Annotated in this window: 15 protein-coding genes and 1 tRNA gene; 8 read left to right on the top strand and 8 right to left on the bottom strand. The window is 66.0% G+C overall.

The window, feature by feature from the left end:
• Positions 1-74: 74 nt before the first annotated feature.
• Positions 75-1,622: a PAS domain-containing sensor histidine kinase gene (locus tag OJF58_RS04885; protein ID WP_300782101.1), complete on the bottom strand. Its 1,548-nt coding sequence runs from the start codon at positions 1,620-1,622 to the stop codon at positions 75-77.
• A gap of 232 nt (positions 1,623-1,854) precedes the next feature.
• On the opposite strand from OJF58_RS04885, the gene OJF58_RS04880 reads away from it, so the two are divergent.
• Positions 1,855-2,010 carry a DUF3309 family protein gene (locus OJF58_RS04880; protein ID WP_300782099.1) on the top strand — a complete coding sequence of 52 codons (156 nt, stop codon included), beginning with the start codon at positions 1,855-1,857 and terminating at the stop codon, positions 2,008-2,010.
• A gap of 105 nt (positions 2,011-2,115) precedes the next feature.
• Positions 2,116-2,352, top strand: coding sequence for a hypothetical protein (locus OJF58_RS04875; RefSeq protein WP_300782098.1), 237 nt, complete (start codon positions 2,116-2,118; stop codon positions 2,350-2,352).
• A 487-nt stretch (positions 2,353-2,839) separates the two neighbouring features.
• Here the strand turns inward: OJF58_RS04875 and OJF58_RS04870 are convergent.
• Positions 2,840-2,916 (bottom strand) — tRNA-Arg (locus OJF58_RS04870).
• Between the two features lie 117 nt (positions 2,917-3,033).
• Between OJF58_RS04870 and OJF58_RS04865 the strand changes: the two genes are divergently transcribed.
• Entirely contained in the window at positions 3,034-3,432 is a 399-nt protein-coding gene (locus OJF58_RS04865) for a Rid family hydrolase (protein ID WP_300782095.1), read from the top strand.
• Here the strand turns inward: OJF58_RS04865 and OJF58_RS04860 are convergent.
• Positions 3,416-4,429, bottom strand: a complete 1,014-nt coding sequence (locus OJF58_RS04860) for an alpha/beta hydrolase (RefSeq protein WP_300782092.1) — start codon at positions 4,427-4,429, stop codon at positions 3,416-3,418. The two genes, OJF58_RS04865 and OJF58_RS04860, sit on opposite strands and share 17 nt — an antisense overlap.
• A gap of 52 nt (positions 4,430-4,481) precedes the next feature.
• On the opposite strand from OJF58_RS04860, the gene OJF58_RS04855 reads away from it, so the two are divergent.
• Genes OJF58_RS04855 through OJF58_RS04845 form a run of 3 tightly spaced genes read left to right on the top strand, consistent with a single transcriptional unit; the run spans position 4,482 to position 5,912 of the window.
• Positions 4,482-4,667, top strand: a complete 186-nt coding sequence (locus OJF58_RS04855; protein WP_300782090.1) for a zinc-finger domain-containing protein — start codon at positions 4,482-4,484, stop codon at positions 4,665-4,667.
• Positions 4,668-4,675: 8 nt separating this feature from the next.
• Positions 4,676-5,134: an acyl dehydratase gene (locus OJF58_RS04850; protein ID WP_300782087.1), complete on the top strand. Its 459-nt coding sequence runs from the start codon at positions 4,676-4,678 to the stop codon at positions 5,132-5,134.
• Position 5,135: 1 nt separating this feature from the next.
• Positions 5,136-5,912 carry a crotonase/enoyl-CoA hydratase family protein gene (locus OJF58_RS04845; protein ID WP_300782085.1) on the top strand — a complete coding sequence of 259 codons (777 nt, stop codon included), beginning with the start codon at positions 5,136-5,138 and terminating at the stop codon, positions 5,910-5,912.
• Positions 5,913-5,921: 9 nt separating this feature from the next.
• Here OJF58_RS04845 and OJF58_RS04840 read toward each other — a convergent pair whose 3' ends face one another.
• From OJF58_RS04840 to OJF58_RS04820, 5 genes are all read right to left on the bottom strand, one after another.
• Entirely contained in the window at positions 5,922-6,944 is a 1,023-nt protein-coding gene (locus OJF58_RS04840; protein ID WP_300782082.1) for an NADPH:quinone oxidoreductase family protein, read from the bottom strand.
• On the bottom strand, positions 6,945-7,715 hold the full coding sequence (locus tag OJF58_RS04835; RefSeq protein WP_300782079.1) for a crotonase/enoyl-CoA hydratase family protein: 771 nt from the start codon (positions 7,713-7,715) through the stop codon (positions 6,945-6,947).
• Between the two features lie 71 nt (positions 7,716-7,786).
• Positions 7,787-8,164, bottom strand: a complete 378-nt coding sequence (locus tag OJF58_RS04830) for a hypothetical protein (protein ID WP_300782076.1) — start codon at positions 8,162-8,164, stop codon at positions 7,787-7,789.
• Between the two features lie 5 nt (positions 8,165-8,169).
• Complete coding sequence (locus tag OJF58_RS04825; RefSeq protein ID WP_300782074.1) at positions 8,170-8,628, bottom strand: hypothetical protein; 459 nt, start codon at positions 8,626-8,628, stop codon at positions 8,170-8,172.
• 4 nt (positions 8,629-8,632) lie between these two features.
• On the bottom strand, positions 8,633-9,823 hold the full coding sequence (locus OJF58_RS04820; RefSeq protein WP_300782072.1) for a urate hydroxylase PuuD: 1,191 nt from the start codon (positions 9,821-9,823) through the stop codon (positions 8,633-8,635).
• A gap of 92 nt (positions 9,824-9,915) precedes the next feature.
• Between OJF58_RS04820 and aceB the strand changes: the two genes are divergently transcribed.
• The gene (gene aceB / locus OJF58_RS04815) at positions 9,916-11,535 is read left to right on the top strand and encodes a malate synthase A (RefSeq protein ID WP_300782070.1); all 1,620 of its coding nucleotides are present in this window, start codon (positions 9,916-9,918) and stop codon (positions 11,533-11,535) included.
• A gap of 22 nt (positions 11,536-11,557) precedes the next feature.
• Entirely contained in the window at positions 11,558-13,090 is a 1,533-nt protein-coding gene (locus tag OJF58_RS04810; protein ID WP_300782068.1) for an acyl--CoA ligase, read from the top strand.
• Positions 13,091-13,092: the final 2 nt, after the last annotated feature.

Here is a 13,092-nt window from a genome sequence, read left to right as displayed (position 1 = left end):
CGCAAGCCCTGCTATTGGGCACACACGCCCAGCACTCGCCCGGGACTCAATGCCCTTGGTTGCGCTACCAATTGTCAGCAGTCACCCTGAAGAGGTTCGGCACGGAATCCTTCCTTCGCCGCTCGCACCGCCCGCAACAACTGCTCTTGCAGGAAAGGTTTACCCAGCCGGATCACGTCCGCTGCCAAGCCGGGCGGTGTCTCGGCGTAGCCCGTCGCCAGAATGACCGCCATTTGGGGGAACTGGGCGCGCACGCGCTGGATCAGTTGTTGCCCGGTCATGCTCGGCATCCCCTGATCGGTAACCAACACATCAAATGGCTTGGACTGGCTGATGACCTTGAGCGCTTCCTGTCCTGAATAGGCCGTGGTGACCGAATGGCCTGCTTCTTCGAGCATGGCCGCGGTACTCATCAAGACAAGGGCGTCATCATCGACGACGAGCAGATTCAGCGGCGGCGACGCTGATGCCTCTGCGGCTACCTGCTCCGGGCCTTCGGTCACGATGGCCGATTGCAGGGGCAAAAGCAGGATTGCTCTCGTTCCCTTGCCCGGTGTGCTGCGCAGCACGAGCCGGCCGCCCGACTGCTCGGCCAGCCCGTGCACCATGGAGAGGCCCAGACCGGTTCCCTTGCCGATGCCCTTGGTAGAGAAGAATGGCTCGATCGCATGTCGCACCGTGTCCTCATCCATGCCCATGCCGTGATCGATCACCGACAGGAGGGCATAGCTTCCGGCGCTCAAACCGTGGCTATTGCTGTCGTCCAGTGTCTCGGTGGCCACTTCGATGGTGACAGTTCCTCCACCCGGCATCGCATCTCGCCCATTCACGGCAAGGTTCAGCACAGCCATCTCGAGCTGGGTCGGATCGATCAGCACCGGCACCGCTTTTCTCGGGAAGCGCGTTGCCAAGGTGATATCGGGGCCCAATGATCGATCCAGAAGGTCCACCATGCCCCGAACCTGGGCGCAGATGTCGATCAGCTCCGGCTTGAGTTCCTGCCGGCGGGCGAAAGCCAGCATCCTCTGCGTGAGATTGGCGCCGCGCTGGGCGGCTTGTCTGATATTGTCGAGCAACCGGTGGAGTTGGGGATCGTCCTCACCAATCCTACGTTGCACCAGTTCCAGGCCGCCCAGCACCACGGCAAGCAGGTTGTTGAAGTCGTGCGCGACGCCGCCGGTAAACTGGCCGATCGCTTCCATCTTCTGTGACTGGAATAGAGCCTCCCTGGCCTTCTCCAATTTTTCCTGGGCATCGCGGCGTTCGGTCAGGTCCCGGGTGATTTTGGCGAAGCCAACCAAGTTGCCAGCCGGGCCGGTAATCGGGTCAATCACCACATGGGCCCAGAAGCGGCCACCATCCTTGCGCATGCGCCAGCCCTCGGTCTCGAATTTGCCAGAGGTGCGGGCTGTTTCGAGGGCGAGGGCCGGTATTCCGCGCTCCTGATCCTCGGGCGTATAGAATAGGGAAAAATGGCGCCCGATCACTTCCTCGGCCCTGTAGCCCTTGAAGCGTTCGGCCCCGGCATTCCAGCTCACAATGTAGCCGGCAGGATCCAGCATATAGATCGCATAGTCCCTGACGGCACTGACAAGCAGCCGGAAGCGTTCGGCATCGCCCAAGGCATCGGACAGCTCCTCCGCCGAACCCGGCGACGTTCTTTGAGGGCACATGCTACCTGACGATTTGCTGAACAATGTTCAATGGAACGCTCTGTGAGCCGCAGGGATGCTGAACGATTAGCATTTGCACTCACTACTGTTCGTCATCGAACATAAATCAGGAACTTGCAGCCAGCATTACCGTTGTCGCAGTAACGCCATCCAAGGATGGTCGCGATGACGGGAGATCAAAATGCTTGGGACCATCCTTCTGATCATACTTATCCTGGTGCTGCTCGGAGCGCTTCCGACATGGCCATATAGCAGCGGCTGGGGATACTACCCCAGCGGCGGTGTGGGCCTGATCCTGATCATCGTGGTTATCCTCCTGCTGATGGGACGCTTGTAGCCGTGAGGTGAGGGCAGCAACCTAGTCTCGAACGCTGGCGTTTCCTGAGCCAACAACGGCACCAGTTTTGGCAGGAGCTTGACGCTCGGCACAGGGAGCAATCCGATGAGCATTCAGACCAGAGAGCTTTACCGGAGCGCGAATGGTGACCGTTGGTGTCTCGCCCACGATCCGGCGGTTGCGTGCGTATTCGTCAGACATGAACCTAATCTCGCCTCGGGCGGCAAGATTTCCGATATCGACATCGGCGCCTTTCTTAGCCGGAGCGGCCAAGGTCCGGAGAAGCAGGAGCTGTTGCGCCTTATTGGATCGCTCGTGGGCGATTCCAAAGCTCGCGATTAGCCATGGCGTCGTGCAGTGATGTGCCGCGCCACAGCTTTGTCTCGGCTCTTGGCGTAGCGGTGCTGGACGATCCACCACCACGCCACTAGGCTCCCCATCCTGCTTTTCCCCGCGTCGCTAATTGGGGTGCGTCGGCGGCTCCTGCCGCGGTGGCTCTCTGTGGCGCCGCGGCAGTCGAGCCGGGTGCCGCGGGGCCCCCGCCGTCTGCCAGCCTTTGATTTCCGAAGCAGAACAGCCCGCCGGCGGATGCCAGCGGGCTGCCCTTGGATGTCTCAGGCGGTCAGCGCGAAGCTTGCGTGGCCTGGTAGGATGCAAACGCACCAGCCCCGATTGACGTTCCGGCCGCAGCCTCAACAGTGAACTATTCGGCGAGCTGATCGAGCGCCCCCCCCCCCTACGCGCGTTCGAAATTCACGCAGATGTGTCCCCAGAGTGTCCCCAGACACTTCGCGCGGAAGCTGCCTATCTCCTAACTATTTGAAATAATTGGCGGACCCGGCGAGATTCGAACTCACGACCTCTGCCTTCGGAGGGCAGCGCTCTATCCAGCTGAGCTACGGGTCCACGATGCGGCGGACCATAGCGGAGGGAGGTCGTCCCCGCAATGCGGGCGGCTTGGCGATCCCAGGCTTTCGGGCGACAGTCGGCCCGATTTCGAGCCATGAACCGGGAGAGCGATCGATGGCCAAGCAACTGTTTCGGGACGGCACGGAAGTGGTCGGCTTCTATGTCCGCACGGTCAAGAGCGGGCCGTTCGTGTTCGTGTCGGGCACCACGTCGCTCGACCGTCGCGGCCGCGTGCAGGGCAAGAATGCGGCCGAGCAGACGCTGATCACCATGCGCAAGATCGAGGCGGCGCTGAAGTCGGCCGGCGCACGGCTGCGGGATCTCACGCGGCTCACCATCTTTGTCACCGACATCCGCGACATGGGCGCCGTCTCGAAGGCGCTTGCCAAGGCGCTCAGGGGCTCGGCCGTCAGCTCGACCCTGGTGGCCGTCAGCGCGCTCGCCGTTCCGGGGCTTCTGGTCGAGATCGAGTCGACGGCAGTCGTCGAGGCACGGGCTATTGACCGCGGCTGATATTGGTGGTCGCCGTTGCCGGCACCGGCTGACGAGGGCGGCGCGAGCCCCAAAGCGCCGCCATCTTGGGCTGCACGTCGTTGGCATCGGCACCCGAGGGGAGCGGCGCCTCGTGGTCCTCGACCCAGGCCACGATGTCGGCCGACACTTTCGGGCCCTCCTTGTCGCGCAGCAGCAGGTGATAGCCGTGCTTGTAGAAGGCGAGCTTCGAATCGGGCCGGCGCGGCATCAGCTCGATCACGTCGCGCACCGGGTCGGCCGGCACGATACGGTCGCCCAGCCCGTGCAGCAGGATATAGGGCATCTGCACGTTCTCGGCCGCGGCACAGGCCGCGTCCATCAGGTCGAGCAGGCCCGCGCCCATGTCGATGCGCGGATTGCGCAGCATCAGCGGATCCTTCCTGAGCTTCTCGAGGGTCTTGGGATTGTCGGTGGGGTGGAAATCGATCGAGGTCGGGCCGAGCGGCAACCAGGGAATGGTGTGGGTGAAGAACCAGACGCCGGCCGTGACGAGCTGACCGAGCGACTTGCGCGAGCGCACGGCGGGGGCGAGCAGGATCAGGCCGTCGGCGGCGACGCCACGGTCGGCCGCGACCAGCGCCACCGCGCCGCCCATGCTCTCGCCCGCAATGTAGAGTGGCACCTCGGGATGGCGCGCACGCAGCAGCGCCGCGACCGCCTTGGCATCGCCCACCAGCGTGTCGGTGCCGGGCCAGCGGTCGCGGGTCGGGCTCGCGCCGAAGCCGCGCTGGTCGTAGGCGTAGGTGGCGATCCCGGCCGCCGACCAGATCTCGGCCGGCTCCTCGAAGGCGTTGCGATAGTCGCCGAAGCCGTGCAGGCCAAGGATGATCGCCCGCGGAGCGGCGCCGTTTGCCGCGGGCCAGGAGGCGAGCGGTAGCGCCGTGCCGTCCGCTGCGACATAACGGTCGTCGGTGAGCCGGGGCGGGCCCTCGCGCCTGCCGGCCGGGACGACGAGCGGCGCGCAGGCCGCCAGCATGACCGGAGCCAAAGCCGCGGCTATCATGCGCCGACGCAACAGGAGAGAGTGAGTGACCGAGCCTTTCGAAACCATCACCGTCGACACGGACCGCGTTGCCTGCGACGGCGGTGGCGGCCCCCTGGGGCATCCCAAAGTCTATCTCAACCTCGGCAGGCAGGGGCGGGTCGAATGTCCCTATTGCAGCCGAATATACGTGCTGCGGGAAGGGGCCAAGCCCGACGCCCATGCGCATTGAGGCCGGCCATGAACCAATTGGGTGAAGGCTGGAACTGGCGCGACCTCAAGATCGGCGACCGCTTCGTCACCTTCGGCCGCACGCTGTTCGAGGCCGACCTGTTGAATTTCGTGACGCTTTGCGGCTTTTCCGAGGAGCTGTTCACCAACAAGCAATACATAGAGCAGCACGCACCCATGCGCGGCGGGCATCCCGTTCCCGGGGCGCTGGTCTACTCCATGGCCGAAGGTCTGGTGATCCCGACCACCTTGCAGGGCACCGGGCTTGCGTTCCTGTCGATGGGTTTCGACATCAAGGGCCCGACCTATGTCGGCGATACCATCCATGTCGAGATCGAGGTGACGGAGATCAAGCCCACCTCGAAAGACCCGACGCGCGCCCTCGTGCGCACCACCAACGACGTCAGGAACCAGAACGGCAAGACTGTCCTGGTCTACACCCCGCTCCGCATGATGCAGGGCCGTTGAGATGACAAAGGTCGCGGTCGAGAAGGAAGGGTCGATTACGGTCGTGTCGATCGACCGCTTCGCCGAGGCGCGCAACGCCGTGGATCCGGAGACGGCCATCCTGCTGCGCGAGGCCTTCCTTGCCTTCGATGGCGACGAGAGTCAGTCGGTCGCGATCCTGACCGGTCGCGGCGGCACTTTCTGCGCCGGCTACGATCTGAAGGTCGCGGCGACACGCACGGGGAGTGCCCCGCATCATGCCGAGGGGCCGGGTCCGATGGGCCCGACACGCCATCTCCTCTCCAAGCCGGTGATCGCCGCGGTCGAGGGTTATGCGGTGGCGGGTGGCCTGGAGCTCGCCTTGTGGTGCGATCTGCGCGTGGCCTCGGAGACGGCGAAGTTCGGCGTCTTCTGTCGTCGCTGGGGCGTGCCTCTGATCGATGGCGGCACGGTGCGCCTGCCACGGTTGATCGGCCAGAGCCGGGCCCTCGACATGATCCTGACCGGCCGCGAGGTAGGCGCCCGCGAGGCGTTCGACTGGGGACTCGCCAATCGCCTGGCGCCGGCAGGCAAAGCCCTGGCCGAGGCCAGGAGGCTCGCCGGGCAGCTCGCCAGGTTCCCGCAGCTTTGCCTGCGCTCCGACCGCCGCTCGTCCTACGAACAATGGGGATTGGAGCTGCGCGAGGCGCTCGCCAATGAAGGTCGATTGGGTGGGCCCACGCTCGAGGCCGAGGCGCGCAAAGGCGCCGCCCGCTTCGCGGCGGGCAAGGGAAGAGGCGGCGACTTCGGCGACATCTGATCCTGCGATTCAGGGAACGAGCACCGCCTTGCCGACGACCGTCCGTTCCTGGATCAGCCGGAATGCCTTCACCCAGTCGGCGAGGTCGAAGGTCGCGGCGACCGTGGCCCTGAGCCTGCCCTCGCTGAACCAGCGCATCAGCTCGCCCTGCGCTGCGGCCACCATCGCGCGGCGCCGTTCGAGGCCGGCCATGTCGTTCGGACCGGGCGCTTTCTTGCCGCCCCAGCCGGTCCAATAGCCATAGTAGAAGCCGATCACGGTCACGTTCTTGACCAGAAGGATGTTGGCCGGGATCTGCGGGACGGTGCCGGACGCGAAGCCCATCGGGATGATGCGGCCCTCCGGCGCCACGCAGCGCAGCGACAGGTCGAAGGCCGACCCGCCGACCGGATCGTAGATCACGTCGGCGCCGCGCCCATCGGTCAGCTCCAGGACCGTCGCGCGCAGATCTTCCGTGCGATAGTCGATCAGGTGGTCGGCGCCGGCCTCCTTGGCCGCTGCCAGCTTGTCGGCGCCGCCGGCCGAAGCGATCACCGTGGCGCCCATCGCCTTGCCGACCTCGACGGCGGTAAGGCCCGAGCCGCCGCCCGCGCCGTGCACCAGCAGCACCTCGCCCGGCTGCAGGTTCGCCTTCCACTTCAGTGCGCCATAGGCGGTGGGATAGAGCGTCGGGAAATTCGTCGCCTCGGCATAGGGCAGGCGGTCGGGAAGCAGCGCCGCGTTGGCCGCGGTCGCGACGGCATATTCGGCGAAGCCGCCCTGGGGCACGCCGGTCGCGACACGGTCGCCGACCCTCAGGTGATCGACGCCCGGTCCGAGGGCCGCGACGTGGCCGGCCAACTCGTTGCCCGGAATGTAGGGAAGCGTCGGCTTGTTCTGATGCTTGCCCTCGACGCCGAGCATGACGGCGAAGCTCACGCCTGCCGCTCCGACGCGGATCAGGATCTCGCCCGCCTTCGGCTCGGGCGCGGGGACCTCCTCGATCTTGAGACTTTCGATCGATCCGTACGCATGACATACCAACGCTCGCATTCATTTCCTCTCGAAGCTGCCGTGCCGGCCCTCGCCACCTGCGAAACGGGCCGCACCCTTTTGCGATTCCATCCGTCGCGCCGCGAGCGACAGTTCCATCTCGCGCCGGATGGCGGCCGCCTGGGCACGGTCGAAGCTTTCATAGGCCGACTGTCGATCCGATGTCATGGCGATGGGCGGAAAGGCCGCGATCTCGGCCGCGAGCTTCTCCGCCGCGGCGCGCGTCGTGCCGCGCGCGACCTTGCGCGTGGCCAGCCCGATCGCGATCGCTTCGTCGGCGCCGACCGCGCGGCCGGTCAGCAGCATGTCGAGAGCGCGGCCCTGGCCCACGATCCGCGGCAGCCGGACGGTGGTGCCATCGCTCATCGGCACGCCCCAGCGGCGCGAGAAGACGCCGAACGTCGCCGTGTCGTCGACGATCCGGATGTCGCAGAACAGCGCGACACCCAGGCCGCCGGCGCAGGCATGGCCCTCGACGGCGGCGATCACCGGCTTGGAGAGCGGCGCGCGCAGGGGACCTTCGTCGCTGCCGGCCCAGGGGAAGTAATCGGTGCCGCTGCCCAGCTCCTTGAGGTCGGCGCCGGCACAGAAGGCGCCGCCCGCCCCCGTCAGGATCGCGACGCGCGCGTTACCGTCGGCTTCGAATGCCCTCAGTGCGTCGGCGAGCGCGTGCGCTGCTTCATTGTCGAGCGCGTTCCGGACAGTCGGGCGGTTGATGATGATGGTGGTGACAGGGCCGTTGCGTTCGACGAGGATTTTCCGATTCGTCATCTCATGCTCATCCGGACCGCGCGCTTCCAGCGCGCCTCATGAGCGGGCTCGAAGCCCGCGGTCCAAAGACCCTACCGCACCGTCGCCAGCTCGTCCTCGAGCTGCGCGTTGGACCGGATCGGCGTGCGGAAGTACCACCAGTTGGCTTGCGGGGTCCATTTCTCCCTCTTGGCCGTTCCCGCGCCCCAGACGCAGCGGCGGAAAGGGCGCGTGGCGGCCATGAAGACCTTGTCGGCGTCGTCGAGCTTCAGGGCGTGATCGCCGAGCTCTTCGCGACTGAACATCGGGAGCGCCTCGAGAATGAGCTGACGCACGTCGACGTCGTTGCGCCAGTTGTCGAGATCGAACGTGTATTCCTTGCGCTCGAGATCGGCGCCGAGGGTCGACCATTGATCGATCAGATCGCGCAGCTCCTCGACATCGGGCGGACCGGGAGGCGGGGGCGCCATCGCAATCATTCGCCGCGTTCCGCCTGTCGGCGATAGTAGCGCTCGCCGTCGTTGGGCTTGAAGAAGGTGCGGATCGTGCCGTCGCGATTGAAGGCGACGAAGGCGCCGGTCTGGCGATCGAAGCGCGTGACGACGCCGTCATGCCGCACGGTTTCCAGCACCGGCCCGCCGACGGCGGTATCGCGCAGAAGCTGCGCCTGGTGAAGGTAGTCGAGCTTGGTGATATGGCCGAACTCCGCGCCGTGCTTCCGGTAGTGCTCGTCGAGCCGCTGCTCATCGACGAAGCCGACGCTCGTGCCCCAACTCGTGCGCTTCGGCTCCAACGTGGTCGACATGCCCGGCTCGCGCGCCAGGACATGCTCGCTCCGATGGGCGAGCTGGCTCCAGGTGACGACGATCGCGGCTCCGGCCAGCGCCGCCGTCAACAGGTGACGCCAGGACCGATTGCCCGTGCGCGGAATCATGCCGCTATTGTGCGCCGGACTTGAACCATCGCGCAATCAGGCCGCGCTCGGCGTCGGTGATGTTGGTGAGATTGCCGGGCGGCATTGCCCTGGCGACGACTGCCTGCTGGTTGATCGCGGCGGCACGGGCACGGATTTCGCCCGGCGTCTCCAGCACCACGCCCTTGGGCGGCGCGGCGAACCCGTCCTGCGTGGGTCGGGTCGCATGACACGGCATGCAGCGCTTCTGGATGACCGGCTGCAGCTCGACGAAGGCGACCGGCCCGCCGGCCACCGCGGGGTCGGGGCGCGGCAGAGCGACGATCGCGGCCAGCACCAGCACGACGACGCCCGAAGCCAGCACCAGCGGATTGGCGTTGCCCTTGTGACGCTGCACGAACCAGACGCGGACCAATGCGCCGGCGGCCGAGATCATCACCAGCAGCAACCAGTTCCAGGGATGACCGTAGAGGCCGGCATAGTGACCGCTGACCATGGTGAACAGCACCGGCAGGGTGAAGTAGGTGTTGTGCACCGAGCGCTGCCGGCCCATCAGGCCGAACTTCGCGTCCGGCGTGCGGCCCTCCTGCTTCGCCTTCACCAGCTCGCGCTGGCCGGGAATGATCACGAAGAAGACGTTCAGCACCATGATCACGCCCAGCATGGCACCGAAATGGATGTAGGCGCCGCGGCCGGAAAAGAGGTGGCAGAGCACCCAGGCGGCGACGATGCAGAGAAGGGCGAGCAGGCCGCCCAGCACGGCCTCGTCGTCGCCCAGGGGGGAGCGGCACAGCGCGTCGTAGACCAGCCAGCCGGCCACCAGAAATGCGAGGCCGATGGCGATTGCCTCGGATGGGTCGAGCGCCATCACCGCGGGATCGATGAGCGCCACCTGCGCGCCGTAGTAGTAGACGAGGCAGAGCAGCAGGAAGCCGGTGATCAGTGTCGTATAGGCTTCCCATTTGAACCAGTGCAGCTCGGGCGGCAGGCGCTCCGGCGCCAGTGTGAACTTCTTCGCGGTATAGAAGCCGCCGCCATGGACGGCCCAGACCTCGCCGCCAATCCCCTTGGCTGCATCGGCGGGATCGAGAGGCTCACGCAGATGGTTGTCGAGCCAGATGAAATAGAAGGAGGCGCCGATCCAGGCGATGCCCACGATCATGTGGGCCCAGCGCAACACGAGATTGAGCCAATCGGTCACGAATCCGGCATCCATTCCCTCTCGTAGCGCCTTGCCGGGCGGGCCCTCAAGGCGGTAAATCGCGCTTCACCTCCTTCAATTCCGTGAAATCTCAAGGGGAAACGACCATGGCATTGGACCTTCCGGGCGGCGTCGCGATCGACGGGGCCATCCAGCCCGGCTTCGAGAGGGTGCTGACGAGGGATGCGCTGGCCTTCCTGGCCGACCTGCAGCGCCGGTTCAATGCCCGCCGCGAGGAGTTGCTCGCGGCGCGGGTCGAGCGCCAGAAGCGGCTGGACGCGGGCGAGAAGCCGGATTTCCTGAGGGACACCGCCCAGATCCGCGAGAACGACTGGACAGTGGCGCCGCTGCCCAAGGACATTCTGGACCGGCGCGTCGAGATCACGGGGCCGGTCGACCGCAAGATGATCATCAATGCGCTGAATTGCGGCGCCAACGTCTTCATGGCCGACTTCGAGGATGCGAGCACGCCCTCCTGGACCAACATGGTCGAGGGCCAGTTCAACCTGATGGACGCGGTGCGCCGCCAGATCGACTATGTCGATCCGCAGAGCCAGAAAGCCTACAAGCTCAACGACAAGACAGCGGTGCTGTTCGTGAGGCCGCGCGGCTGGCATCTCCTCGAAAAGCATATGACCGTCGACGGCAGGCCGATGTCGGGCTCGCTGTTCGATTTCGGCCTCTATTTCTTCCATAACGCCAAGGAGGCGCTGGCGCGCGGCACGGGCCCCTACTTCTACCTGCCCAAGATGGAGAGCCATCTCGAGGCCAGGCTCTGGAACGACGTCTTCGTGCATGCACAGAATGCGCTCGGCGTGCCGCAGAGATCGATCAAGGCGACGGTCCTGATCGAGACCATCCTCGCCACCTTCGAGATGGACGAGATCCTGTGGGAGCTCAAGGACCACTCCGCCGGCCTCAATTGCGGCCGCTGGGACTATATCTTCTCCTTCATCAAGAAGTTCCGCGAGCAGGCGTGGGCGGTGCTGCCCGATCGCGGACAGGTGACGATGACCTCGCACTTCCTGCGCTGCTACAGCCAGCTCCTGATCAAGACCTGCCATCGCCGCGAGGTGCATGCGATGGGTGGCATGGCAGCACAGATCCCGATCAAGAACGATCCGGCCGCCAACGAGGTCGCGATGGAGCGCGTGCGCGCCGACAAGAAGCGCGAGGCGGGCGACGGCCACGACGGTACCTGGGTCGCCCATCCCGGCCTGGTCGCGATCGCCAAGGCCGAGTTCGACGCTGTCATGAAGGAAGCCAACCAGATCGCGCGCAAGCGGCAGGACGTGCATGTCAGTGCCGCCGACCTGATCCAGGTGCCGAACGGCACCAAGACAGAGGCAGGCCTGCGCCAGAACGTGGCCGTCGGCATCGGCTACCTCGAGGCGTGGCTGCGCGGCATCGGCTGCGTGCCGCTCTTCAATCTGATGGAGGATGCCGCCACCGCCGAGATCAGCCGCGCGCAGGTCTGGCAGTGGATGCGTCACAGCCAGAAACTCGAGGACGGCCGGCCGATCACCAGGGAGTTCGTGCGCCAGATCGTGCGCGAGGAGAACGACAAGATGAAGGCGCAGATCGGCGAGGAGGCCTACGGCAGGGCGCGCTACGAGGATGCCGCCCAGCTCATGATCGACCTGGTCGAGCAGCCGCAGTTCTGCGAGTTCCTGACGCTGCCTGCCTACGACCGCATCGTCGCGGACGAGAAGAAGGCGGCGGCGTAAAGAGTGTGAGAGGAAACGGACCATGGTTCAGGCTGTCTACGACGTCACATCATCCGGCAAACCCGATGCCCCGGCGGTGGGGGCGCCGGGCCGGCCATGGCTTGCCTTCGCCGGGCTGAAGAAGCTCGTCGACGACACGCTCGACACCCTGAACGGCGTCGGGATCGGCCGCGGCGACCGCGTCGCCATGGTCGTGCCCAACGGGCCGGAGGCCGCGACCTCGTTCGTGTCGGTCGCATCCGGCACGACCTCGGCGCCGTTGAACCCCGCCTATCGTGCCGAGGAGTTCCAGTTCTATATCGACGACCTCAAGCCCAAGGCCGTGATCGTGCCCAAAGGTTTGGAAAGCCCGGTGCGCGGCGTGGCGGAAAAGCTCGGCGTACCGATCATCGAGCTGGTGCCGACCGACGAGGCGCCGGCGGGCATCTTCACGCTCGATGTCTCGGCGTTGAAGCCGGCGAAGGCGGCCAAGCCGGGCGTCTCCTCGAACGGCGACATCGCGCTGGTGCTGCATACGTCCGGCACGACGGCGCGGCCCAAGATCGTGCCACTGTCGACGGCCAACCTTGCCGCCTCGGCGCGCCATATCGGCGCGACGCTCCGGCTGACGCCCAGCGACCGCTGCATGAACATCATGCCGCTGTTCCATATCCACGGGCTGATCGCGGCGACGCTGTCCTCGCTTGCGGCCGGCGCTTCGGTGTCCTGCACGCCGGGCTTCAATGCGCTCCGCTTCTTCGCCTGGCTCGAGGAGGTGAAGCCCACCTGGTACACGGCCGTGCCGACCATGCATCAAGCGATCCTGGGCCGCTTGCGCGGCAATGCCGAGGTGGCGAAGGCGGCGAAGCTCCGCTTCATCCGGTCCTCGTCCTCGTCGCTGCCGCCGCAGGTCATGGCCGAGCTTGAGGCGGCGTTCGGCTGCCCGGTGATCGAGGCCTACGGCATGACGGAGGCAAGCCACCAGATGGCCTCCAACGCGCTGCCACCCGGCAAGCGCAAGGCGGGCGCCGTCGGCCTGCCGGCCGGGCCGAAGATCTCGATCATGGACGAGGCCGGCAACATCCTGCCGCAAGGGCAGACCGGCGAGGTCGTGATCCAGGGACCGAACGTGACGGCGGGTTACGACAACAATCCCGACGCCAATGCCAAGGCCTTCACCAACGGCTGGTTCCGTACCGGCGATCAGGGCTACTTCGACGAAGACGGCTATCTTTTCCTCAACGGTCGGCTGAAGGAGATCATCAATCGCGGCGGCGAGAAGATCAGCCCGATCGAGATCGACGTCATCCTGATGGATCACCCGTCGGTCGAGCAGTGCCTGACCTTTGCCATCCCGCATGCCAAGCTCGGCGAGGAGGTGGGCGCGGTCGTGGTGCTGCGCTCGGGCTGCGAGTGCACGGAGCGCGAGCTGCGCGACTTCGTGGCGGCGCGCGCCGCCGACTTCAAGGTGCCGCGCAAGGTCCTGTTCGTGACCGAGATCCCCAAGGGTGCCACGGGCAAGCTGCAGCGCATCGGGCTTGCCGCCAAGCTCGGCCTTGGCGAGGCATCGGCGTGAGA

The sequence above is a fragment of the Enhydrobacter sp. genome (genome assembly GCF_030246845.1).
Taxonomy (GTDB): Bacteria; Pseudomonadota; Alphaproteobacteria; order Reyranellales; family Reyranellaceae; genus Reyranella.
This window is presented reverse-complemented; position numbering and strand designations above follow the sequence as displayed.

Coding starts and splice junctions, on each gene's coding strand:
- OJF58_RS04880 (WP_300782099.1), top strand. CDS start 1,855: ATGCTTGGGACCATCCTTCTGATCATACTTATCCTGGTGCTGCTCGGA.
- OJF58_RS04875 (WP_300782098.1), top strand. CDS start 2,116: ATGAGCATTCAGACCAGAGAGCTTTACCGGAGCGCGAATGGTGACCGT.
- OJF58_RS04865 (WP_300782095.1), top strand. CDS start 3,034: ATGGCCAAGCAACTGTTTCGGGACGGCACGGAAGTGGTCGGCTTCTAT.
- OJF58_RS04860 (WP_300782092.1), bottom strand. CDS start 4,429: ATGCTGGCGGCCTGCGCGCCGCTCGTCGTCCCGGCCGGCAGGCGCGAG.
- OJF58_RS04850 (WP_300782087.1), top strand. CDS start 4,676: ATGAACCAATTGGGTGAAGGCTGGAACTGGCGCGACCTCAAGATCGGC.
- OJF58_RS04845 (WP_300782085.1), top strand. CDS start 5,136: ATGACAAAGGTCGCGGTCGAGAAGGAAGGGTCGATTACGGTCGTGTCG.
- OJF58_RS04840 (WP_300782082.1), bottom strand. CDS start 6,944: ATGCGAGCGTTGGTATGTCATGCGTACGGATCGATCGAAAGTCTCAAG.
- OJF58_RS04835 (WP_300782079.1), bottom strand. CDS start 7,715: ATGACGAATCGGAAAATCCTCGTCGAACGCAACGGCCCTGTCACCACC.
- OJF58_RS04830 (WP_300782076.1), bottom strand. CDS start 8,164: ATGGCGCCCCCGCCTCCCGGTCCGCCCGATGTCGAGGAGCTGCGCGAT.
- OJF58_RS04825 (WP_300782074.1), bottom strand. CDS start 8,628: ATGATTCCGCGCACGGGCAATCGGTCCTGGCGTCACCTGTTGACGGCG.
- OJF58_RS04820 (WP_300782072.1), bottom strand. CDS start 9,823: ATGGATGCCGGATTCGTGACCGATTGGCTCAATCTCGTGTTGCGCTGG.
- aceB (WP_300782070.1), top strand. CDS start 9,916: ATGGCATTGGACCTTCCGGGCGGCGTCGCGATCGACGGGGCCATCCAG.
- OJF58_RS04810 (WP_300782068.1), top strand. CDS start 11,558: ATGGTTCAGGCTGTCTACGACGTCACATCATCCGGCAAACCCGATGCC.